15 protein-coding genes and 4 pseudogenes are annotated in these 20,132 nt (G+C 67.3%); 12 read left to right on the plus strand and 7 right to left on the minus strand.

Annotated elements, in window-relative coordinates; all coding sequences use genetic code 11:
* Window positions 1-3 precede the first annotated feature (3 nt).
* A complete protein-coding gene (locus MMB17_RS19275; RefSeq protein ID WP_241099956.1) occupies window positions 4-1,164 on the plus strand; it encodes a PfkB family carbohydrate kinase in 1,161 nt (386 codons plus the stop codon).
* Between the two features lie 2 nt (window positions 1,165-1,166).
* Window positions 1,167-1,784, plus strand: coding sequence for a 7-cyano-7-deazaguanine synthase (locus MMB17_RS19280; RefSeq protein WP_241099957.1), 618 nt, complete (start codon window positions 1,167-1,169; stop codon window positions 1,782-1,784).
* A 100-nt stretch (window positions 1,785-1,884) separates the two neighbouring features.
* On the opposite strand, the gene MMB17_RS19285 is transcribed toward MMB17_RS19280, so the two are convergent.
* From MMB17_RS19285 to MMB17_RS19300, 4 genes and pseudogenes are all read right to left on the minus strand, one after another.
* Complete coding sequence (locus MMB17_RS19285) at window positions 1,885-2,559, minus strand: hypothetical protein (RefSeq protein WP_241099958.1); 675 nt, start codon at window positions 2,557-2,559, stop codon at window positions 1,885-1,887.
* Window positions 2,560-2,815: 256 nt separating this feature from the next.
* A pseudogene (locus tag MMB17_RS19290) lies at window positions 2,816-3,349 on the minus strand (IS3 family transposase); the annotation flags it as partial.
* A gap of 353 nt (window positions 3,350-3,702) precedes the next feature.
* Window positions 3,703-4,462 (minus strand): annotated as a pseudogene (locus tag MMB17_RS19295) (IS5 family transposase).
* A 791-nt stretch (window positions 4,463-5,253) separates the two neighbouring features.
* Window positions 5,254-6,355: pseudogene (locus MMB17_RS19300) on the minus strand (IS3 family transposase).
* Between the two features lie 634 nt (window positions 6,356-6,989).
* Here MMB17_RS19300 and MMB17_RS19305 point away from each other — a divergent pair.
* Genes MMB17_RS19305 through MMB17_RS19340 form a run of 8 tightly spaced genes read left to right on the plus strand, consistent with a single transcriptional unit; the run spans window position 6,990 to window position 15,750 of the window.
* A complete protein-coding gene (locus MMB17_RS19305) occupies window positions 6,990-7,079 on the plus strand; it encodes a K(+)-transporting ATPase subunit F (RefSeq protein ID WP_241099959.1) in 90 nt (29 codons plus the stop codon).
* A gap of 24 nt (window positions 7,080-7,103) precedes the next feature.
* A complete protein-coding gene (kdpA, locus tag MMB17_RS19310; RefSeq protein ID WP_241099960.1) occupies window positions 7,104-8,819 on the plus strand; it encodes a potassium-transporting ATPase subunit KdpA in 1,716 nt (571 codons plus the stop codon).
* A gap of 1 nt (window position 8,820) precedes the next feature.
* Complete coding sequence (locus tag MMB17_RS19315; protein WP_241099961.1) at window positions 8,821-9,009, plus strand: hypothetical protein; 189 nt, start codon at window positions 8,821-8,823, stop codon at window positions 9,007-9,009.
* Between the two features lie 59 nt (window positions 9,010-9,068).
* Window positions 9,069-11,159: a potassium-transporting ATPase subunit KdpB gene (gene kdpB, locus MMB17_RS19320; protein ID WP_241099962.1), complete on the plus strand. Its 2,091-nt coding sequence runs from the start codon at window positions 9,069-9,071 to the stop codon at window positions 11,157-11,159.
* Between the two features lie 22 nt (window positions 11,160-11,181).
* Window positions 11,182-11,787 (plus strand): K(+)-transporting ATPase subunit C, encoded by a 606-nt coding sequence (locus tag MMB17_RS19325; RefSeq protein ID WP_241099963.1) that lies wholly within the window; start codon window positions 11,182-11,184, stop codon window positions 11,785-11,787.
* 9 nt (window positions 11,788-11,796) lie between these two features.
* Window positions 11,797-14,514, plus strand: coding sequence for a sensor histidine kinase (locus MMB17_RS19330; protein ID WP_241099964.1), 2,718 nt, complete (start codon window positions 11,797-11,799; stop codon window positions 14,512-14,514).
* Window positions 14,511-15,257 carry a response regulator gene (locus MMB17_RS19335; protein ID WP_241099965.1) on the plus strand — a complete coding sequence of 249 codons (747 nt, stop codon included), beginning with the start codon at window positions 14,511-14,513 and terminating at the stop codon, window positions 15,255-15,257. The genes MMB17_RS19330 and MMB17_RS19335 overlap by 4 nt, the downstream gene beginning before the upstream one ends.
* A 31-nt stretch (window positions 15,258-15,288) precedes the next feature.
* The gene (locus MMB17_RS19340; protein WP_241099966.1) at window positions 15,289-15,750 is read left to right on the plus strand and encodes a PTS sugar transporter subunit IIA; all 462 of its coding nucleotides are present in this window, start codon (window positions 15,289-15,291) and stop codon (window positions 15,748-15,750) included.
* A 452-nt stretch (window positions 15,751-16,202) separates the two neighbouring features.
* On the opposite strand, the gene MMB17_RS19345 is transcribed toward MMB17_RS19340, so the two are convergent.
* The 3 genes from MMB17_RS19345 to MMB17_RS19355 form a co-directional block, all read right to left on the minus strand.
* Window positions 16,203-16,445 carry a hypothetical protein gene (locus MMB17_RS19345; RefSeq protein WP_241099967.1) on the minus strand — a complete coding sequence of 81 codons (243 nt, stop codon included), beginning with the start codon at window positions 16,443-16,445 and terminating at the stop codon, window positions 16,203-16,205.
* A complete protein-coding gene (locus MMB17_RS19350) occupies window positions 16,445-16,690 on the minus strand; it encodes a hypothetical protein (RefSeq protein WP_241099968.1) in 246 nt (81 codons plus the stop codon). Before MMB17_RS19350 ends, MMB17_RS19345 begins: the two co-directional genes overlap by 1 nt.
* A 354-nt stretch (window positions 16,691-17,044) precedes the next feature.
* Complete coding sequence (locus MMB17_RS19355) at window positions 17,045-17,278, minus strand: hypothetical protein (RefSeq protein WP_241099969.1); 234 nt, start codon at window positions 17,276-17,278, stop codon at window positions 17,045-17,047.
* Between the two features lie 684 nt (window positions 17,279-17,962).
* Here MMB17_RS19355 and MMB17_RS25440 point away from each other — a divergent pair.
* A pseudogene (locus MMB17_RS25440) lies at window positions 17,963-18,091 on the plus strand (DUF6538 domain-containing protein); the annotation flags it as partial.
* A gap of 87 nt (window positions 18,092-18,178) precedes the next feature.
* Window positions 18,179-19,996, plus strand: a complete 1,818-nt coding sequence (locus tag MMB17_RS19360; RefSeq protein ID WP_167350808.1) for a site-specific integrase — start codon at window positions 18,179-18,181, stop codon at window positions 19,994-19,996.
* Window positions 19,997-20,132: the final 136 nt, after the last annotated feature.

Below are 20,132 nucleotides of genomic sequence, written 5' to 3' on the forward strand. Positions count from 1 at the left end.
GGCTTGCTGATCGGCGGCGGCGTCTACACCGAGACCTGCGTCACGCCGGCGCGGATCGCCCTCTTCGGCTCGGGCGGCCGCGCGGCGATGGTTGCGGTCGATCTAGGAGGCGCGGTCGTCCTGCACACCTTCCATCCGGAAGCGCTGCGAGACGACATCGAAGCGAACTTCAACCCAGCCGGTATCCGGGTCGTCGCGCACCCGAGTCCGCGGCGCCTGTGTTTCGAATATCTGCATCCGATGGCCCGACCGCGAATCACCCCACTTCCAACGGGGCACGCGATCACCGTTCCGCTCGAAGGGGAGGAGGTACTGCGATTCGGCTGCATTGAGGGTGACTTCCGGGTAGCAGCCGCGCGGGCCGTCTACGATCCACAGTCCGGCTCCGACCCGGCGCCGTTCGGCGCCAACGGCTCAACGGCCGGGAGCCTTGCGATGATCCTGAACGCCAACGAACTGCGCGGAATGGCCGGCACGGATGACCTGGGTCACGCGGCCACGTACGTGATGCGCGATGCCGCGTCGACGGTGCTTGTCGTCAAGGACGGCCCGGCCGGGGCCTACGTGTTCGATGGCACCGGCTCGCCGCGGCACGTACCGGCATATCCGACGGACTCGGTCTACAAGATCGGGTCCGGCGATGTTTTCTCCGCCACCTTCGCGCATGCCTGGATGTCCGACCGGGCCGAGGCCGCCGAGGCCGCCGACCGGGCCTCGCGCCGAACGGCCCAATACGTCGAGGCGCCCGTCTTCCCGCTTCCGTCCAAACTCCCGAACCGGGCGCCAGGGCGGTCGGATGCCCGGGGTCGCCGGGTGCTGCTCGCCGTCGACGGCGGGACAGCGTCGCGACGTTGGGTCCGTGAGGAGGCGGTCCGCGGGCTGCGGGACCTCGGGGCCACGGTCGTGCCCGGGGACGGCTGCTTCCCCGGGGACCGGGGATCGGTCCCTGCCTCCGTCGATCGGGCGACGTTCGACGTCGTCCTCGCGCATGCTGATGACAGGCGCACCGCCGCCGCCGCGTTGCGGGCGGCCCTCGCGCTCGGGAAACCCGTGGTCGTATTCGCGGACGATCCGGCCGCACTCGAGGCCGCCGGGAAGCTGGGCGTCCCGGGAAGTGCCGACCTCTGCTCTGCCCTCTATCAAACGCAGTGGGTGCGGCTTTGAGGGTGCTTCTCCTGACGGGCGGGTTGGACTCGGCCGCGCTTGCCTGGATGCTCGAGATTGAGCGGGCGCTGTTCGTGGACTACGGGCAGCGGCCCGCGAAGGGGGAGGAGCGGGCCGCGCGGGCCGTTGCCGAAGCCCTCCGCATCCCTTTGGACATCCGGCGTGTCGACTTGTCCGCGTTCGGTCACGGCACGATGTCGGCGACGGGGGTCGCGCTCCCATCGGCACGTGGCGCTCCGGAGTTCTGGCCCTATCGGAACCAGATGCTGATCACCCTCGCCGCGATGACCTACGCGGCCGAGCCGCTGGCAGAGATCGTGATAGGGACGGTGGTCGGCGACGACGCCCATCCCGATGGACGCCCAGAGTTCTTGGACGCCATGGACCGCGTCGTGAGCCAGCAGTCCGGTGTCAGAGTCGTCGCCCCGGCGCTCGGAATGACGACCCTGGAACTGGTGAGGAAGGCCGCCGTGCCGCGATCCGTGCTCGGCTGGACCTTTTCCTGCCATACTGGCGAATGGGCGTGCGGAAGCTGCAGGGGCTGCCACAAACACCGTGACGTCATCGCCCGCCTCGACGAAGGCGAGCGCGGCGAGCCGCGGCCGCGCAGTCCAGCCTGAGGGTCGGCCGGGTAAGCTCGGCCGCCGTCACGAACCGGAGCGAGGATCTCGGACCCGCGACCGGAACATCGAGTCCGGCCCAAGCACCAAGGTCCGATGCTCAGTGTTTCGGAGCCTCGCCCTTCCTAGACGTCGGCTCGGTCCTAGGGGCTGAACGGGGCTCGGTTGACGGGCTCCCCGGCTGGCCCGGTTCCTGCGGCCGTTCCGGGCCGGGCCCTTGCGACGATCCGGCCCGCGATGCCGGAGGCACGGCCGGTCCCGAATCCGCCCCCGGCAGTGTCCCGGCCCTTTGCGCCTCCCCGCCCTTGGCCGCTGGATAGGAAATCCACCGATACACAGCGAAGCCGCTCGCCAGGGTCCCGGCGATCCCCATGACGACGAAGATCAGCCTGAAGGACATCCTGAAGGTCCACCTCGTCTGGGTGAGCCGATCCTCGGCCGCGGCGGCGCCGGTACCGGCCAGGGATTCCCGGACGAAGATGCGTGCGTAGTCGGGCAGGTGGGCCTCCTCGGCCCGGCGCAAGGCCCTCTCCGCAATCTTGACCAAGTCCGAATTACGTTGGTCGAGCCTCCAGAAGACGAAGGACAGGAGCGGCAGGAGGAGACCAAGGATAACGACCACGAAGTTCAGCGGCCCGCCGACCTGGAGCGCGCCACCAATGGCAGCCGAGATCACGCCCGAGAGGACGACGAAGAAGTTGAATACGGACACCCGCTGCTGGGCATGTAGGGCGAAGTATCTCCAGAGGTGCTCCAGCACCTTGTCGGCCGGCATTGCGGCTTGGTCGCACGCGGTCGTTCCGGTCTCCAATGAATGCGAGACGGCTACTGACAGATGGTTCTCGCGTCCCTCGTCCAAACTCGTCCTCCACGCTTTCCAACATGCGATCTCGGCGATAAGTCGCCTTGCCTTCGCTATGGCAGTTGTGCTGCCTAGCACTATTCAGGTGGTAAATTTCAGGTGGTTTTACGAGCTTTGTAGCGGATGTCGGTGAACCGCCCCGAGTTAATCGGAGACCGTTTGGTTTAAGTTATGCGGCCATGGCTGGCGCGTCCAGCATGGCATAGTATCGTTCTTCTGCCTCGGCTGGCGGTATGTTGCCGATGGGCTCCAGAAGGCGTCGGTTGTTGAACCAATCTACCCATTCCAGCGTGGCGAACTCCACGGCCTCGAAGTTGCGCCACGGTCCTCGCCGATGGATGATCTCGGCCTTGTAAAGACCGTTGATCGTTTCGGCGAGAGCGTTGTCATAACTGTCGCCGACACTTCCGACGGAAGGCTCAATGCCTGCCTCCGCCAGTCGCTCAGAATAGCGAATGGACACATATTGCGAGCCGCGGTCGGAATGGTGGACGAGCCCGCCACGGTGGACGGGCCGTCGATCATGAAGCGCCTGATCGAGTGCATCGAGAACAAAACCCGCATGGGCAGTCCGGCTTGCCCGCCAACCGACGATGCGGCGAGCAAAGGCATCGATTACGAACGCGACGTAAACGAAGCCCTGCCAGGTCGCCACATAGGTGAAATCAGAAAGCCAGAGCATGTTCGGCGCAGGCGCGAAGAAGTGTTAGTTCAGTTGCTGGTCGAAGCGAAGGCTTGGGACAAGCCCTTTGTCTCGGCTCGGGCAGGAGGCGCATATGCCAACGAAGCCGACCTGATCGTGGCCGCTGTCGAACATGTGCGGGATGGAAAGTCCGAGGAGACCTCGCCGGCGATCGCCGAGTGGCACAAGTACCTTCGCCAAGTCGACGGGTATGTCCGCACTCTCAAGAATGACTACAGTCACGGCCTACCTCGGGCTGTGATCGTCAGCGGCGAATGGCTGGTGGTGTTCAAGCAGCCGGTCGAGACCTTTTTAGGCGCCGCGCGGTCCGTCGACATCGCGGTCTACCGGCGCGCAGAGTTTAGGTCGCGGACTCATAAAGCTCGCAGCCAGACCCGCAGGGCTGCGAGCTTGACGCTGGCGAGGAAGTTGTCGGGGTCCTTGTCGTAGCGTGTGGCAACAGCCCGGAAGTGCTTGATCTTGCTGAAGAAGCGCTCGACCACGTTGCGGTACTTGTACAGGAACGGGCTGAAGGCCAGCACCTGTTTGCGGTTGGGCATCGGCTTCACGTTCGCCCACGCACCTTGCTCTGCCATCCGGGCCCGCAGCGCGTCGCTGTCGTAGGCCCGATCACCCAGCAGGATCTGTCCCGCACCCAACCCGTCCAGCATGTCGTCCGCCGAACGCCCGTCATGCGCTTGGCCTTCCGTGATCTTCAGCGCCACAGGACGGCCCTCGGCGTCCACCAGCGCGTGGATCTTGCTTGTCAGGCCGCCGCGCGAGCGACCCATGCCACCGGATCCGCCCTCTTTTTTTGGGCGCAGGCGGCATGCTGATGCACCCGCACGCGGGTGGCGTCGATCATCTGCAGGTCGCCGTCGTAAGCCTTTGACACCGCCTCCAGAAGCCGGTCCCAGATCCCACGCTTGCGCCAGCGCCGGAAGCGGTTGCCGCAAGTCGTGTAGGGACCGTAGCGCGCCGGGATGTCGGCCCAGGGCGCACCCGTGCGCAGCCGCCAGAAGAGATGCCGTTGAGCACCCGCCGGTCATCCACCCGCTCCTTGCCGCGCACATCCGTCGGCAGAAGCGGCGCGATCACCGCCCACTCCGAATCCGTCAGGTCAAACCGCGCCATCCAGAACCCTCCGTCTCCAGAGGGCTAACGATGCCACGCCTCATCCGTGCCAGCCGTTATGGGTTCACGACCTAAAGGTCAGGCGGGGGAGATCTTCAAGCTTCTCCATCGCTCCTCTCTGACAGAGGACGCCCCAATTCCTCTGCGACCAGCGCAACTCCGGCAATTTGTCGATCTGGGGGGCGTCGTCGGTGCGTTTCAGGGGGTGCATGTCCACTACGAACGAGGGAGCAGCAGCCTGTTCGCGCCCCGGCCGCGTATTTCGATCTATCCAGCCGCTTTCGTGGTCCGCAGGGATGACGCGATTTACACCGTGATCGACAATGACACGCCTATAGACCTCGACTATCAGCGCGATGACGCAGGCGGAGACTCGCCGGCCCCGCACCTAGCCGCCATCCATGCCCGTAGCAGCGCGCTTCTTGCCGCTTGCGCGCACGAACTCGGCGGAGCGTTGCCGGCTCCATCGCTTGCGGCCTTTCCCGGATTTCCGAGCGACGCCATGGCGAGGACGGTCGTGGGCGAACTAACAGAGGCGAATGAATGGCTCATTGCCACCGGCAACTCGACTCACTTCCTTCTCGCGGAGCCGCGGGTGGCGGGATGCCGCTTTCACACCTGGGCGGAGTGCGGTGCAGACGCGACCGGGCAATCGGCCATCAGTGTCCGCTCGCTGGAGCCTCGCGCCTTCTTTATCGATAGCCAGCGGCACCACTGCGCCCACCAACTGGTCCAGGACCGTCGCGACGGCCGGTGCCTGTTTGGAGTTGACCCGGTTTGTGGTCCGCCACCTATGCAAGTTCTCGGGCTGTGACAGCTTGGTTGGCGAAGGCTCGAGGCGTCAAGCCGCCCAGGGCCGTGTGGGGTCGGTCTTCGTTGTAGTGACACCTCCAGTCCTCGATGCGCTCGCGGGCATCGGCCAGCAACAGGAACCACGAGGCGTTCAGACATTCCGCCCGTAGCGGCCGTTGAACGACTCGATGTAGGCGTTGTCGGTCGGCTTGCCCGGTCGGGAGAAGTCGATCTCGACCCCGTTCAGGTAGGCCCACTGGTCGAGCATACGACCGGCAAACTCCGGCCCATTGTCCACCCGCAGGCTTTTGGGCCGACCCCGCAGCTGGGCCAAGGCGTCGAGCGCCTCAGTCACCTGGAAGGCGCGGAAGTTGGCTCTTGGTGTGAGCGAGAGCGCCTCTCGCGTGTGGCAGTCCACCACCGTCAGGATCCGGAACGGACGCCCGTCGAACAGGCGGTCGGACACGAAGTCCATGGCCCAGACCTCATTGGGACCACCAATCACAGGCCGCCCTTGCCGGTAGCGCCAGGCCCGTTTGCGCTTGGGCAGCTTGGTCCGGATCGACAGCCCTTCGTCGCGGTAGATCCGGTACGTTCGCTTGTGGTTCACGGCCCAGCCCTCCCGCCGCAACAGGATGTGCAGTCGCCGGTAGCCGTAGCGCACCCGTGCGGCAGCGAGTTCCTTCAGCCGCATCCGCAGCGCCACCTGCGGATCAGAGCGCTTGCGGTAACGCTGAGACGAACGGCCGAAGCCGGTAGCCTGGCAGGCCCGTCGCTCGCTGATGCCGTAGGCCACCTGCAGGTGGCCGGCGACCTCGCGGCGAACGGCGGGCCTCACCACTTTCGCTTGAGCACGTCCTGCAGCATGGAGCGGTCCAGCGTCAGGTCGGCGACCAACCGCTTGAGCTTGCCGTTCTCGTCCTCCAGCTGCTTCAGCCGCCGGATCTCCGGCACACCCATGCCGACGAACTGCTTCTTCCACCGGTAGAACGTCGGCTCGGACACGCCCATTTTCCGACAGACCTCGTCCACCGTCGCACCGTTCTCTGCCTGCCGCAGGGCAAAAGCGATCTGCTCGTTCGTGAAGCGTTTGCGAGGCATGGCATCCACCCTCCTTCAGGATTCAGGATGCCCGAAAAACTTGCGCTCGGCGCGGACCAGTTTGCTGGGTCAGGGTCAGTCGGGTCCCATCCCGGACTGCGGGGTCGCCTTGCCGGCGTCCTGCCACGCTTCCCGTCCACCCCGGCTCCCCCCGAGCCGGTCCATGCGGACACCCGCGCCGGGGACCTCCGCCGCATCGTCGGGCGCTGCCCGGCCTGCGGCGTGCCCTTTAGCGGGTTCGCGGGCGCGGACACGGGCGTGATCCAAGTGGACCGCACCCTGTGGCGCGTCGCCTGCCCGAGGACGATGCTCGTCGACGCGCCCGGTGCCTGCCAGGAGTTGCAGGCCGCCTGGCGTCCGAAGGCGCGCCTCAAAGGTCCCGGACAAGGCTCGGAATCGGGCCGATCCTAATGAGCTCCTTATAGGATCGCATCCCTTTCCGTCTCGAACCCTAACGCGGTTCCCGTCCACATTCGGGATGGGTCCAGGTCGGTCGCGGAGCGCCCGCGACCAACGGGCCGAACGAATACGGACATCCCATGCTCGACATCGTCTTCATCGCCGGCGGGCTCGCCTTCTTCAGCCTGATCGCCGGCTACACCGCGCTCTGCGAGCGCCTCTGAGGCAGCCCGCCATGACCATCGACCTCACCCTCGGCGCCCTCGTGACCGCCGGTCTCCTCGTCTACCTCACCTATGCCCTCGTCCGCCCCGAGCGGTTCTGAGCGGCCGAGCACGGACCACCTCCCATGACACTCAACGGCTGGATGCAGATCGCGCTGTACTGCGTGGTCGTCCTGGTGCTCGTGAAGCCGCTAGGACTTTACATGACCCGCGTCTTCGAAGGCGAGCGCACCTTCCTCTCGCCCGTGCTCGGCCCCGTCGAGCGCGGGCTCTTCCGCCTCTCCGGCATCGACGCCCGCCAGGAGCAGACCTGGCTCGGCTACGCCGGGGCGATGATCGTGTTCAATCTGCTCGGCTTCGTCCTGCTCTACGCCATCCTACGGCTGCAGGCGGTGCTGCCGCTGAACCCGGCCGACCAAGCCGCGGTCGCGCCGGACCTCGCCTTCAACACGTCGACGAGTTTCGTCACCAACACGGACTGGCAGTCCTACGGCGGCGAGACCACGCTGTCGTACCTCAGCCAGATGCTGGGGCTGACGCACCAGAACTTCGTTTCGGCAGCCTCCGGCATGGCGGTGGCCGTGGCGCTGATCCGCGGGTTCGCGCGCGCCTCGACGAAGACCCTGGGCTCGTTCTGGGTCGACATGACCCGCGCCACCCTCTACGTGCTCATGCCCATCTGCATCGTCTACGCGCTGTTCCTGGTCTCCCAGGGCATGCCGCAGACCCTGGGCGCCTACGTCGAGGCGACGACCCTGGAGGGCGCCAAGCAGACCATCGCGGTCGGTCCCGTGGCGAGCCAGGTCGCCATCAAGATGCTCGGCACCAACGGCGGCGGCTTCTTCAACGCCAACGCCGCGCACCCCTTCGAGAACCCGACCGCGCTGTCGAACTTCCTGCAGATGCTGTCGATCTTCGTGATCGGGGCGGCGCTGACGAACGTGTTCGGCCGGATGGTCGGCGACGAGCGCCAGGGCTGGGCGATCCTCGCCGCCATGGGCCTGATCTTCGTCGTCGGCGTCGCCGTCACCTACTGGGCAGAAGCGAACGCCAACGGCGTCCTCGCCAATCTCGGCCTGACCGGCGGCAACATGGAAGGCAAGGAGGTCCGCTTCGGCATCGCGGCGTCCGCCCTGTTCGCGGTGATCACCACCGCCGCCTCCTGCGGCGCGGTCAACGCCATGCACGACAGCTTCACGGCCCTCGGCGGTCTCGTCCCGCTCCTCAACATGCAGCTCGGCGAGGTCATCATCGGCGGCGTCGGTGCCGGCCTCTACGGCATGCTGGTCTTCGTCGTGGTGGCGATCTTCGTGGCCGGTCTGATGGTCGGCCGCACGCCCGAATACCTCGGCAAGAAGATCGAGGCGCGCGAGGTGAAGATGGCCATGCTCGGCATTCTCTGCCTGCCCCTGATGATGCTGGGCTTCACGGCCCTCGCCACGGTGCTGCCGGCCGGTCTCGCCGGGCCCGCCAATGCCGGCCCGCACGGCTTCTCGGAGATCCTCTACGCCTACACCTCGGCGGCGGCCAACAACGGCTCGGCGTTCGGAGGGCTCACGGCCAACACCCTGTTCTACAACACCACGCTCGCCATCGGCATGCTGGTGGGCCGGTTCTTCGTGAAGATCCCGGTTCTCGCCATCGCCGGCTCGCTCGCCGCCAAGAAGCGCGTCCCGGCCTCCGCCGGCACCTTCCCCACCCACGGCGGGCTCTTCGTCGGCCTACTCGTCGGCGTGGTGCTGATCATCGGCGGCCTGACCTTCTTCCCCTCGCTTGCGCTCGGCCCGGTGGTCGAGCACTTCGCCGGGGCGGCGGGGCAGACCTTCACGACGGGAGGCTGAGATGCCGCGCGCTTTCCCGTCCCGACGCATGCCGCGCCATCATCTGATGCCGCATCGGCCGCGGGACCAGGCCGGCGCACCACCGCTGCGGACCTCCGACCTCGTGCTGGCCCTTCTCGGCGTCGCCTTGCTCGGAGGGCTCACCCTCGCGGCGGCCTTCACCCTGGCCGCTGGCGCGACCGCCCCCTGAACCGGCAAGGCCCGGCGCCGCACGCCGGGCCTCCCCGCCCTCTCCGGACACCCGAACCCATGTCCCGCAAGACTTCATCCCTGTTCAGCGCCGCCCTGGTCGGGCCGGCACTCGTCGGCTCCGTCAGGAAGCTCGACCCCCGCGCCATGATCCGCAACCCGGTCATGTTCGTCGTCGAGGTGGTGGCGGCACTGACGACCGTGCTATTCGTCCGCGACCTCGTCACCGGCGGCAGCGACCTGTTCTTCTCCTGCCAGATCATCCTCTGGCTGTGGTTCACCCTGATCTTCGCCAACTTCGCCGAGGCGCTGGCCGAGGGCCGCGGCAAGGCGCAGGCGGACAGCCTGCGGCGCACCCGCACCGAGATGACGGCCAAGCGGCTGACCGGCCCCGGCCGCAACTACGAGACCGTCCCGGGCACGAGCCTGAAGGTCGGCGACGTGGTGCTCGTCGAGGCCGGCGACCTGATCCCCTCCGACGGCGAGGTCATCGAGGGTGTCGCCTCCGTGAACGAGGCCGCCATCACCGGCGAGTCCGCCCCCGTCATCCGCGAGTCGGGCGGCGACCGCTCGGCGGTCACCGGTGGCACGCAGGTCCTGTCGGACGAGATCAAGGTTCGCATCACCGCGGCGGCCGGCTCGACCTTCGTCGACCGCATGATCGCGCTCGTCGAGGGCGCGGCGCGCCAGAAGACCCCGAACGAGATCGCACTGAACATCCTGCTCGCCGGCCTCACCATCGTGTTCGTCTTCGCGGTGGCCTCGATCCCGAGCTTCGCGAGCTATGCGGGCGGTTCGATCCCCGTGATCGTCCTGGTCGCCCTGTTCGTGACCCTGATCCCGACCACGATCGGTGCCTTGCTCTCGGCGATCGGCATCGCCGGCATGGACCGGCTCGTGCGCTTCAACGTGCTCGCCATGTCGGGCCGGGCCGTCGAGGCGGCGGGCGACGTGGACACGCTGCTCCTCGACAAGACCGGGACGATCACGCTCGGCAACCGGCAGGCCACCGAGTTCCGTCCCGTCCGCGGCGTCACCGAGCAAGACCTCGCCGATGCCGCGCAGCTCGCCTCGCTCGCCGACGAGACGCCGGAGGGCCGCTCCATCGTGGTGCTCGCCAAGGAGAAGTACGGCATCCGCGCCCGCGACATGGCCGGCCTGAACGCCACCTTCGTGCCCTTCACGGCCCAGTCGCGCATGTCGGGTGTCGACCTCGACGGGGCCTCGATCCGCAAGGGTGCCGTGGACGCCGTCATCGCCTCCGTGAGCGGGCAGCCGATGGCGACGCGCGGCTCCAGCGCGGCGCTCGCCTACCAGCCGGTGGCGGAGTCCGAGACGTTCAGCGAGATCCGCGCCATCGCCGAGGAGATCGCCAAGGCCGGCGGCACCCCGCTCGCCGTCGCGAAGGACGGCCGCCTGCTCGGCGTCGTCTACCTGAAGGACATCGTGAAGGGTGGCATCCGCGAGCGCTTCGCGGAGCTTCGCCGCATGGGCATCCGCACCGTGATGATCACCGGCGACAACCCGATGACCGCCGCCGCCATCGCGGCGGAGGCCGGCGTCGACGACTTCCTCGCCCAGGCCACCCCCGAGGACAAGCTCGCGCTGATCCGGCGCGAGCAGGCCGAGGGCAAGCTGGTGGCGATGTGCGGCGACGGCACCAACGACGCCCCGGCGCTGGCCCAGGCCGATGTCGGCGTGGCGATGAACACCGGCACGGTGGCGGCGCGCGAGGCCGGCAACATGGTCGACCTCGATTCCGACCCGACCAAGCTCATCGAGATCGTGGGCATCGGCAAGCAGCTCCTGATGACCCGCGGCGCGCTGACGACGTTCTCCATCGCCAACGACGTGGCGAAGTATTTCGCCATCATCCCGGCGATGTTCCTGACGCTCTACCCGCAGCTGCAGGCGCTCAACGTCATGGGCCTCGCCTCGCCCCAGAGCGCGATCCTCTCGGCCATCATCTTCAACGCGCTCGTCATCGTGGCGCTGATCCCGCTCGCTCTGCGCGGCGTGACCTACCGGCCGGTCGGTGCGGCCTCGCTGCTCCGCCGCAACCTCCTCGTCTACGGCCTCGGCGGCGTGCTCGTGCCCTTCGTGGCCATCAAGGCCATCGACCTCGCCGTCACCGCCCTCCATCTCGCCTGAACGAAGGTCCAGGAGACCTGCCATGTTGAACCAGCTTCGTCCCGCCCTCGTCCTCCTCGTCGCGCTGACGGCGGTCACGGGCCTCGCCTACCCGCTCGCGGTGACCGGCATCGCGGGAGCCGTCTTCCCCGCCAAGGCCGCCGGCAGCCTGATCGAGCGCGACGGCAAGGTCGTGGGTTCCAGCCTGATCGGGCAGTCCTTCACGGGCGCCGGCTACTTCCACGGCCGGCCCTCGGCCACGACCGCGCCCGACCCGGCCGACGCGTCGAAGACCGTGCCGGCGCCCTACAACGCGGCGAACTCCGCGGGCTCGAACCTCGGGCCCACGAGCGCGGCGCTCGCCGAGCGGGTGAAGGGCGACCTCGATGCGCTGCGCGCCGAGAACCCGGGCCAGCCGGTGCCGGTCGATCTCGTCACCACGAGCGGCTCGGGCCTCGACCCGGACATCTCGCCCGACGCCGCCCTGTTCCAGGTGCCCCGCGTCGCCAGGGCCCGCAACTTGGCCGAGGACAAGCTGCGCGAGCTGGTGACGTCGAGGATCGAGGGGCGCACCCTGGGACTGCTCGGCGAGCCCCGCGTCAACGTCCTGGCGCTGAACCTCGCCCTGGACGACCTCGCCAAGCGCTGAGCGGACACCATGCCCGAGACCGGCCGCGACCCGAACCGCCCCTCGCCCGACGCGCTGCTCGAAGCGGCGCGCCGGGAGGAGCGGTCGCGCGGCCGGCTCAAGGTCTTCCTCGGGGCCGCGCCCGGCGTCGGGAAGACCTACGAGATGCTCACCGTCGGCCGCGCCAAGCTGAAGGCGGGAACCGACGTGGTGGTCGGGGTCGTCGAGACGCACGGGCGCGCGGAGACGCAAGCCCTGCTCGACGGCTTCGAGGTGATCCCCCGGCGGGCCGTGCCGTATCACAGCACCGTCCTGGAGGAGATGAATCTCGACGCCCTGCTCGCCCGCCGACCGGCCCTCGCGCTGGTCGACGAGCTCGCCCACACCAACGCGCCCGGCTCGCGCCACCCGAAGCGCTACCAAGACGTCGAGGAACTGCTCGATGCCGGCATCGACGTCCTCACCACCCTGAACATCCAGCACGTCGAGAGCCTCAACGACGTGGTGGCCTCCATCACCCGGATCCGGGTGCGCGAGACCGTGCCGGACAGCATCCTCGACCGGGCCGACGACATCGAGGTGGTGGACCTCAACCCGGACGACCTGATCGAGCGCCTGAAAGCCGGCAAGGTCTACGTGCCCACGAACGCCGAGCGAGCGTTGAAGCACTACTTCTCCCGCGGCAACCTCACGGCGCTGCGCGAGCTCGCGCTGCGGCGCACCGCCGACCGGGTCGACGACGAGCTCCTCAGCCACATGCGGGCGAACGCCATCCCCGGGCCATGGGCGGCGGGCGAACGGGTGCTGGTCTGCATCAGCGAGGACCCGCGCTCGGCCGGCCTGGTGCGTTACGCCAAGCGGCTCGCCGACCGCCTGCACGCACCCTGGACGGCCCTCTCCGTGGAGAATGCACGCGCGGCTTCCTTGAGCGAGGCGGAGCGCGACCGGATCGCGGAGGCGCTGCGGCTCGCCGACCGGCTCGGCGGCGACGCCGTCACCCTTCCGGGCGGCCGCCGGGTCGCCGACGACATCCTCGCCTACGCGCAGTCCGCCAACGTCAACCACATCGTGGTCGGCAAGGCGACACGCTCCTGGCTGTTCGAACTCCTGAACGGCTCGGTGGTGCACGACCTCGTGCGCCGCAGCGGCAACATCAGCGTGCACGTAGTTCCCGGCGAGGCGGTGCCGGCCGATGCGGGGGCGCGCCGGCCGGTCGCCACCCTCGCCCCGCCGGCGGTCTTCGACGCCCGGTCCTACGTTCTGGCGCTGCTCGCAACCTCCGTCGGGCTCGGGCTCGCCCTCCTCCTGGAGCCGTATACGGGCGTCGAGAACGCCGACCTCATGCTGCTGACCGCCGTCGTCGCGGTCGCCGTGCGCTGGGGCTTGGGCCCCTCGCTCGCCGCGGTGGTGGCCGCCTCCCTGTCCTACAACTTCTTCTTTCTGCCGCCGGTCTACGCCTTCACCATCGCCGACCCGACCAACGTCGCAGCCTTCCTGCTCTTCACCCTGGTGGCCGTGCTGGTCTCGAACCTCGCCGCACGGGCCCGCTTGACCGCGGTTGTCAGCCAGGGCCGCGCCAAGGCCACGGAGCGGCTGTTCGGGTTCTCACGCAAGCTTGCGGCCTGCGCCTCCCTCGACGACGTGCTCTGGGCGACCTCCGCCCAGGTCGCGGCCATGCTGCGCGTCCGCGTCGTGCTGCTCCTGCCGGACGGCAAGGCCGTCACCGTCCGGGCCGGCTACCCGCCCGAGGACATGCTGGACGAGGCCGACCTCGCGGCCGCCCAGTGGGCCTTCGACAACGACCGTCCGGCGGGTCGCGGCGCCGACACCCTGCCCGGCGCCAAGCGCCTGTTCCTGCCGATGCGCACCGGGCGCGGCACCATCGGCGTGATCGGCCTCGACGCCGACGGCACCGGCCCGATCCTGACGCCCGAAGGCCGCCGCCTGCTCGACGCGCTGGCCGACATGGGCGCGCTCGCCATCGAGCGGGTTCGCCTCGTCGAGGATCTCGACCGGGCCGAGCGCGCCGCCGAGACCGACCGCCTCGCGCGCGCGCTGCTGACCTCGATCAGCCACGACCTGCGCACGCCGCTCGCCGCCGTGCTCGGCGCGGCCAGCACGCTCCGCGACCTCGACGCGGCGCTGACGGCCGAGGCCAAGGCGGAACTCCTGGCGACCATCATCGAGGAGTCGGAGCGCTTGAACCGATTCATCGTCAACCTTCTCGACATGACACGCCTGGAGGCCGGGGCGGTGACGCCGAACCTAGCGCCCCATGACGTGGCCGAGACCGTCGACACCGCCCTCCGGCGCACCCAGAAGGTGCTGGCCGGCCACCGGGTTGCGGTCGAGGTCGCGCCCGACCTGCCGACCCTGCGGCTCGACCCCGTTCTGTTCGAGCAGGTTCTGGTCAACCTGCTCGATAACGCCGCCAAGTACGCGCCGGAAGGCTCGACCGTGACCGTGCGCGCCCGCCAGGATGGCCGGTCCGTGCGCATCGAGGTAATGGACGAGGGCTTCGGGCTTCCCGAGGCGGACGTCGAGCGGGTGTTCGACAAGTTCTACCGGATACGGAAGAGTGACCGCGTCCGCGCCGGCACGGGGCTTGGCCTCGCCATCTCGCGCGGCTTCGTCGAGGCGATGGGCGGCACCGTCACCGCCGGCAACCGGCGCGACAGGCTGGGGGCCGCCTTCACCGTGACGCTTCCCGTACCGGCCCAGACCACCCCGAGGGATATCGCCGCATGAGCCCGACCATCCTGATCATTGACGACGAGCCCCCGATCCGGAAGCTCCTGCGCATGGGCCTCGCCACGCAGGGCTACGCCATCCTGGAGGCGCCGAACGCGGCGACCGCCCTGGAGGTGCTCGGGCGCGAGAGCCCGGACCTCGTCATCCTCGACCTCGGCCTGCCGGACATGCGCGGGCACGACCTGCTCCGCGCGATCCGCGCGAGCCATCCCGGCCTGCCGGTGGTGGTGCTGTCGAGCCGCGACGACGAGGGCGGCAAGGTCGAGGCGCTCGACCTCGGTGCCGACGACTACGTCACCAAGCCCTTCGGGATGGCGGAGCTCCTGGCGCGGCTGCGCGCGGCGCTCCGCCATCAGCTCGCCGCCCGGGGCGAGCGCCCGGTCTTCCGGGTCGACGGCCTCTCGGTCGACCTCGTCCGGCGGGTGGTGAAGGTCGACGATGTCGAGGTGAAGCTGACCCCTCGCGAGTACGACTTCCTGCGCGTCATGGTGCTGCACGCCGGCAAGGTGCTCACCCACTCCCAGCTCATGCACGCGGTCTCGGTCTCGTCCGAGCCGCAGTACCTGCGGGTCTACATGCGCCAGCTCCGGCAGAAGCTGGAGGCCGATCCCGAGCGGCCGCGCATCCTTCTCACCGAGACCGGCGTCGGCTATCGCCTGCGGGCCCCCGACGACGAACCGAACCTGAGGTTGCGCACGGCGAACGACGCCAAGCCGGCCGTGACGGAGACGAACCCTTGATGCCTATCCCCACACGTCGTCGGCCGGCGCGATGACCATCGACGCGTTCCTCGCGCCGGCCGACGTGATCCATGGCCTCCGCATCCCCAACAAGAAGGCCCTCCTCACGGAGCTGGCCCACCTGTCGAGCCTGACGCTCGGCCTCTATCCCGACGATGTCCTCGGCGCCCTCGCGCGACGCGAGGATCTCGGTTCGACCGGGGTCGGAGACGGCGTGGCCTTGCCCCACGCGCGCATGGAGGCCGTCCGGCGGCCCTTCGGGCTGCTGGCGCGGCTGCGCGAGCCGGTCGACTTCGAGGCGGTGGACGAGCGGCCGGTGGACCTCGTCTTCCTGCTGCTGCTCCCGGCCGGCGCGCTGAGCGAGCATCTGAACGCTCTGGCATGCGTGGCGCGGAAGCTCCGGGACCCGGAGGCCGCGGCGGCGTTGCGCGGCGCCCGCGACGCGACCGGCCTCTACTCGCTGCTCACGGGCCGGGCTCTCAGCAAGGCGTGAGCCGAGCCCTGCGGGCACTTCCATGCCCGGATGCCGGTTCCTTGATATCCGCACTTGTCGCCATCCTCTCGTCTCAGCGCCCACGTATGAGATACAGCAATCATCACATATCATGAAAATAAAAGTTTGATCTAATTCTGCAATTCATCAACATACATAGCTTTCATCCGTCATTATTAGGCCGCACCATCGGCGGTCAAGCTTATCGCCGCGTGGAGAGACCTGACCAGGTTCAACATGTTCAAGTCGCAGGCGTCCCTCGACCTGATGCCCCGGCACTGCCTGGCCGTCTCCCTACTTTGACTACAGGGCCTTCGACGACGAGATCGACCCGGAGGAGATCGGCCACCTGATGTCGGTGCTCGGCCGCAACTCGACACTGCCGCAGCTCGACGCCGCCCTGCGCTACACCCGCTCCACCCAGCCGGACCGGTTCCTGGCCAACGCCGCGCCTAGGCTGCGACCGGAGTTGCGGCGCGTTCGTCGAGGAGGGCCGGGACGGTGGTGCGCCGCCCCAGCAGGTGAAGGTCGAGCCGGCAGGCGAGGCAGGCCCGGGAGGTGTTGCGGGCGGTGAGCGGCTCCTCGTCGGAGAACGGGAAGGAGCGGCCGAGCAGGAAGGTGAGGCCGACGCCTGCCCCGAGCAGGCCGCGCGGCACGCGGAAGGTCGTGCCGTCCTCAAGGAGGGTCTCGCGCATCAGCGGGGCCACGACCGGACCGTCAAGGCGTAGCGCCCGCGCGACCGCTGGATGCGCGCCGACGATGGCGTAGCCGACCTGCGCCCAGCCGAGGCCCTCAAGGCCGTGTCGCGAACGTCCTCGGCCTGGTCGAGATCAACGAGGCCGGCAAGGTCCACGTCGACGAGGCCGCCGGTCAGGCGTGCCTGGGCGAGGCGCTCCCCTTTGGCGTCGAGGCCGAGCGCGGAGGAAGGAACGGCGAGCATGGGACGGCTCCGGAGCATGCGCCCTCTCGCATAAGGGTTCGAGAGGGCGAGCGGGGCAGGCGCATCAGTATCTCATCAGGATACCCTGCGCCCGGCCCGTAAGGCGTCAGATGCCCGCGAGATTGCCCAGGGCGTCGGCGGCGAGCAGGAGGCAGAACCCGCCGAGGGTGGCCACGCCCTCAACGGTGAGCACGAGGTCCGAGGTACGTGGAACGTCGGCGGAACGGCGTCCGGGGCCAGGTGCCGGATGTGGCGGACTCGGCCGGTACTGGTGGACACGGGAAGCCCCTACGGTTGGTGACGGGAAGGATATGGGGTGTCGGGCACGACCGCTCCAGGCGGCCGACCATGGCCTCAGATGCGCAGCTCGATGCGCTCCCCGGACAGCAACACGGCGTCGGGCCGGTGATCGGTCTCGTCCTCGGCGTAGTCGACCGCGTCCTTCCGGCTCCGGAACAGGCCGCCAGCGCGCCCGTGGGTCTCGATGGCGACCCAGTGGCCCTCGGGGTCCTGGCCGACGATGAACCGGGCAGCGTCCGCGGCCGAAGCGTCGACATGGATGGCGTCGACTTGGATGGTGGGAGACATCGGGTGTCTGGGGTTCACGCGCTCCTCCGGGGACCGCGCCCATAAGCTGTGCCGAACCGCGTTAAGTTTCGAGCGTGAAGCGGGGTTGATTAAATAAGTGTCTCGTTAGGATTTCGGACACCGCCAACGGGAAAGCGATCATCCACTTGAAAAAGTGGCGACCGGTCGCCCACCTGGGCGCCATTCAGGATCATGGATGGCTTGGCTTCGGTGGGCACAACCTCCTGCTGACCTTGGCGAGCGCGCGTCCGAGCAGAGGAACTACGGATCGCGCGGGTCCTACCGCCGGGCCACCAGCTAGCCGCAAGCTTAAACGCGTTGCAGCCAGGCTTGCGCATCTTACGTCCGATCATGCATCAACAGCGGACCTGCTGTTACACAAGGGCTAGGGTCTGCAAGTGGCGCTATGCGGACCTGCCGCCAATCGTTGCCGGTTGTGGAATGCTTCGGACGCAGCGTTGACCAGGGTCCACTCTGATGGTCCATTCTCCAGGTCCGATGCCGCTCAAGACGGGTGATCGAGGGCCTAACCCCTTGATGTCGTACCCCTTCGGTTTTGGCTGAGAATCCTGGCGCCCCAGCCAAATTCCCCCGTAAGTCTCTGAATTCGAACGATTTCCCGCTGAAGCGGGAGGCGTCGGCACACATCGGTGTTGCACATGCGTGTCTCACACGAGGTGTCCGGTGCCGGCTATCGCTCATGCTTACAGGCGCGGTGGGAGCTATTCCTGGCGCCGCCGGATCCCGCTGCCGCTGATCCGATTCTGCCGTTCCAGGCAGCTCGTGGTAAGCCTAGGCACGCGCGACCCAGCCAGGGCACGCTTCCTCGCGAGCCAGCTCACGGCTCATTCCGATCAGCTTTTTCATCGCGCCATGAGCGAGCCCGAACCCGATCTCATCATGAGCCGCCGCCAGCTCGACGGCATCTTTCGCGAAAGCCTATTGGCCCACCTCGAAAAACTCGACCGGATCGCTGCGGCAGAACGTGCAGAACCGGACTTCGATCCTGAGGCGAGCCGGCGTGCCGATCGGCGTATGGGATGGATCCTGCGTATCCTTGGAGCGCGCGGCGCGGCAGCGACCATTGATACTCCGTTGGCTGATGAGATGCGTCGCGACGGGCTGAATGACCTCGACATTGAGGAAGCACGGGCGACGCTGGCCGCGATGGTGCGCCAGAACGGCCACCTGATGCCTCGCGCTCGGCTGGAAGGGCTGCTCGCAAACCAAGCGGTCGCACCGACCATGACTAACTTGTCTCTAGCTCAGGAGATTGCCTTCCGCGGTATGTCCGCGGCGGCCTTTGCAACTGAGCGCCGCTACGATGGTCTTCGGATCGAAGAGGTCACACTGCGCGACGCGATCCTGCTGAGGGAAGCGCAGGTGCCGCCGGAGGCCACAGGCTCGACGGCAACCGTGAGTACAGCTCGTTCGCAATCAAACGCTGATGCCGTCCCTCAAATGCCGACAGGCGTTGCAATCGTGTCAGCAAGCCCGGACCTCGCGCTGGATACGACGGACCAAGAGCCTCATCAGAAGGGGATGCATCCAATCATAGCGTTCGGGGAGGCGATGATCGCCGGGCGCGCTCGTGACGAAACCTGGGATGCAAAAACACAGCACCAGGCGCGTCAGATTTTTGCCCTGTTCGCCAAGCTACTCGTCGAGAACGGCCTCATCCGTGTGACTGATCTTCGGCAGAGCCATTTTGCCGAATTAGTTGATCTTTTGCGGTCCGTCTCGCCGTCGTATGGTAAGAGCCCTCGTGATGCCGAACGCAGCACTGCCGAACTGCGTGAGATTGGCGCCAAGCTTCCAACCAACAAACGAGGCATCGTCGGGGATACCATCAACCGTCACCTGACTTTCCTCGGACAGCTTGTAACATTTCTCAAAGCGCAGGGCCTCGCGATTGATGCGAGCATCGATCTCGCGCTCCTTCGCGCCCGCAAGCGGGACAGGGCACGTAACCGGCGACCATCTCTTAGCAACGACGATGTTGCGGCGATCTTCCGACTGCCCTGCTTCACAGGCTGTCGTTCGTGGCGCGATCCGTTTACCACCGGCGATCAGGTATTCCATCGCGCTTTGTACTTCGCAATTATTTTACTCTATTATACAGGCGCGAGACGAGAGGAAATTGCAGGACTTCATGTCGACGACGTGGAGGAGGCAAGCGGGATTGCATACCTTGCTTTTCGATTCAACGAAACGCGTCGTCTTAAGAACGTTCAATCTATTCGGTTTGTCGCTTTGCACCCAGAGGTGCTCCGCCTCGGGTTTTTGGACTACGTCAAAGCTGTTCGCGCACTCGGATACGGACTCGTGTTTCCGGATCTAAAATCGCCAAACTCAAGCTCGCCGCTCGGCGATCGCCTCTACGATGAATTTAGCAGCGGACTTCGAAAAGCGATCTCAAACGAAGCAGAACGTAAAAAGGTCATCCACTCCTTCAGACATTCGCTCGGCAACAATCTTAAGCAAGCCCGCGTTCACACGGAAATCAGAGCCGACATCCTTGGACACGCCGGGTCCGGTGAAACAGACGAGCGTTATTGCGATCCGACAGCTCTGGCATTGATGCTGGAGGAGCTGAAAAAGGTTCCAGCGGTCACCAACCATCTAGCGCAGAAGCCAATACAGCTGCTCCCGTGGGTCTCCGCAAAAGAGCGGCCGCCATTCGCAAGAGCCCGCAGACGCTCCATCTCTCGGGGATAAGTGGGCCCGGCAGGACTCGAACCTGCAACCAAAAAAGCTATTGCTGCCAGCGCTCTAACGAGCGTCCACGCGTACAGGTTATGCAGTTTGTGCGGGAGCTGCAAGACGGAGCGCCGGCACTTACGTTTGAAGGTGC

The sequence above is a fragment of the Methylobacterium organophilum genome (assembly GCF_022533465.1).
GTDB classification, from domain to species: Bacteria; Pseudomonadota; Alphaproteobacteria; order Rhizobiales; family Beijerinckiaceae; genus Methylobacterium; species Methylobacterium organophilum.

Coding starts and splice junctions, on each gene's coding strand:
- MMB17_RS19355 (WP_241099969.1), bottom strand. CDS start 17,278: ATGTCTCCCACCATCCAAGTCGACGCCATCCATGTCGACGCTTCGGCC.
- MMB17_RS19285 (WP_241099958.1), bottom strand. CDS start 2,559: ATGCCGGCCGACAAGGTGCTGGAGCACCTCTGGAGATACTTCGCCCTA.
- MMB17_RS19350 (WP_241099968.1), bottom strand. CDS start 16,690: ATGCTCGCCGTTCCTTCCTCCGCGCTCGGCCTCGACGCCAAAGGGGAG.
- kdpB (WP_241099962.1), top strand. CDS start 9,069: ATGTCCCGCAAGACTTCATCCCTGTTCAGCGCCGCCCTGGTCGGGCCG.
- MMB17_RS19315 (WP_241099961.1), top strand. CDS start 8,821: ATGCCGCGCGCTTTCCCGTCCCGACGCATGCCGCGCCATCATCTGATG.
- MMB17_RS19305 (WP_241099959.1), top strand. CDS start 6,990: ATGACCATCGACCTCACCCTCGGCGCCCTCGTGACCGCCGGTCTCCTC.
- MMB17_RS19330 (WP_241099964.1), top strand. CDS start 11,797: ATGCCCGAGACCGGCCGCGACCCGAACCGCCCCTCGCCCGACGCGCTG.
- MMB17_RS19325 (WP_241099963.1), top strand. CDS start 11,182: ATGTTGAACCAGCTTCGTCCCGCCCTCGTCCTCCTCGTCGCGCTGACG.
- MMB17_RS19340 (WP_241099966.1), top strand. CDS start 15,289: ATGACCATCGACGCGTTCCTCGCGCCGGCCGACGTGATCCATGGCCTC.
- MMB17_RS19345 (WP_241099967.1), bottom strand. CDS start 16,445: ATGCGCGAGACCCTCCTTGAGGACGGCACGACCTTCCGCGTGCCGCGC.
- MMB17_RS19360 (WP_167350808.1), top strand. CDS start 18,179: ATGAGCCGCCGCCAGCTCGACGGCATCTTTCGCGAAAGCCTATTGGCC.
- kdpA (WP_241099960.1), top strand. CDS start 7,104: ATGACACTCAACGGCTGGATGCAGATCGCGCTGTACTGCGTGGTCGTC.
- MMB17_RS19335 (WP_241099965.1), top strand. CDS start 14,511: ATGAGCCCGACCATCCTGATCATTGACGACGAGCCCCCGATCCGGAAG.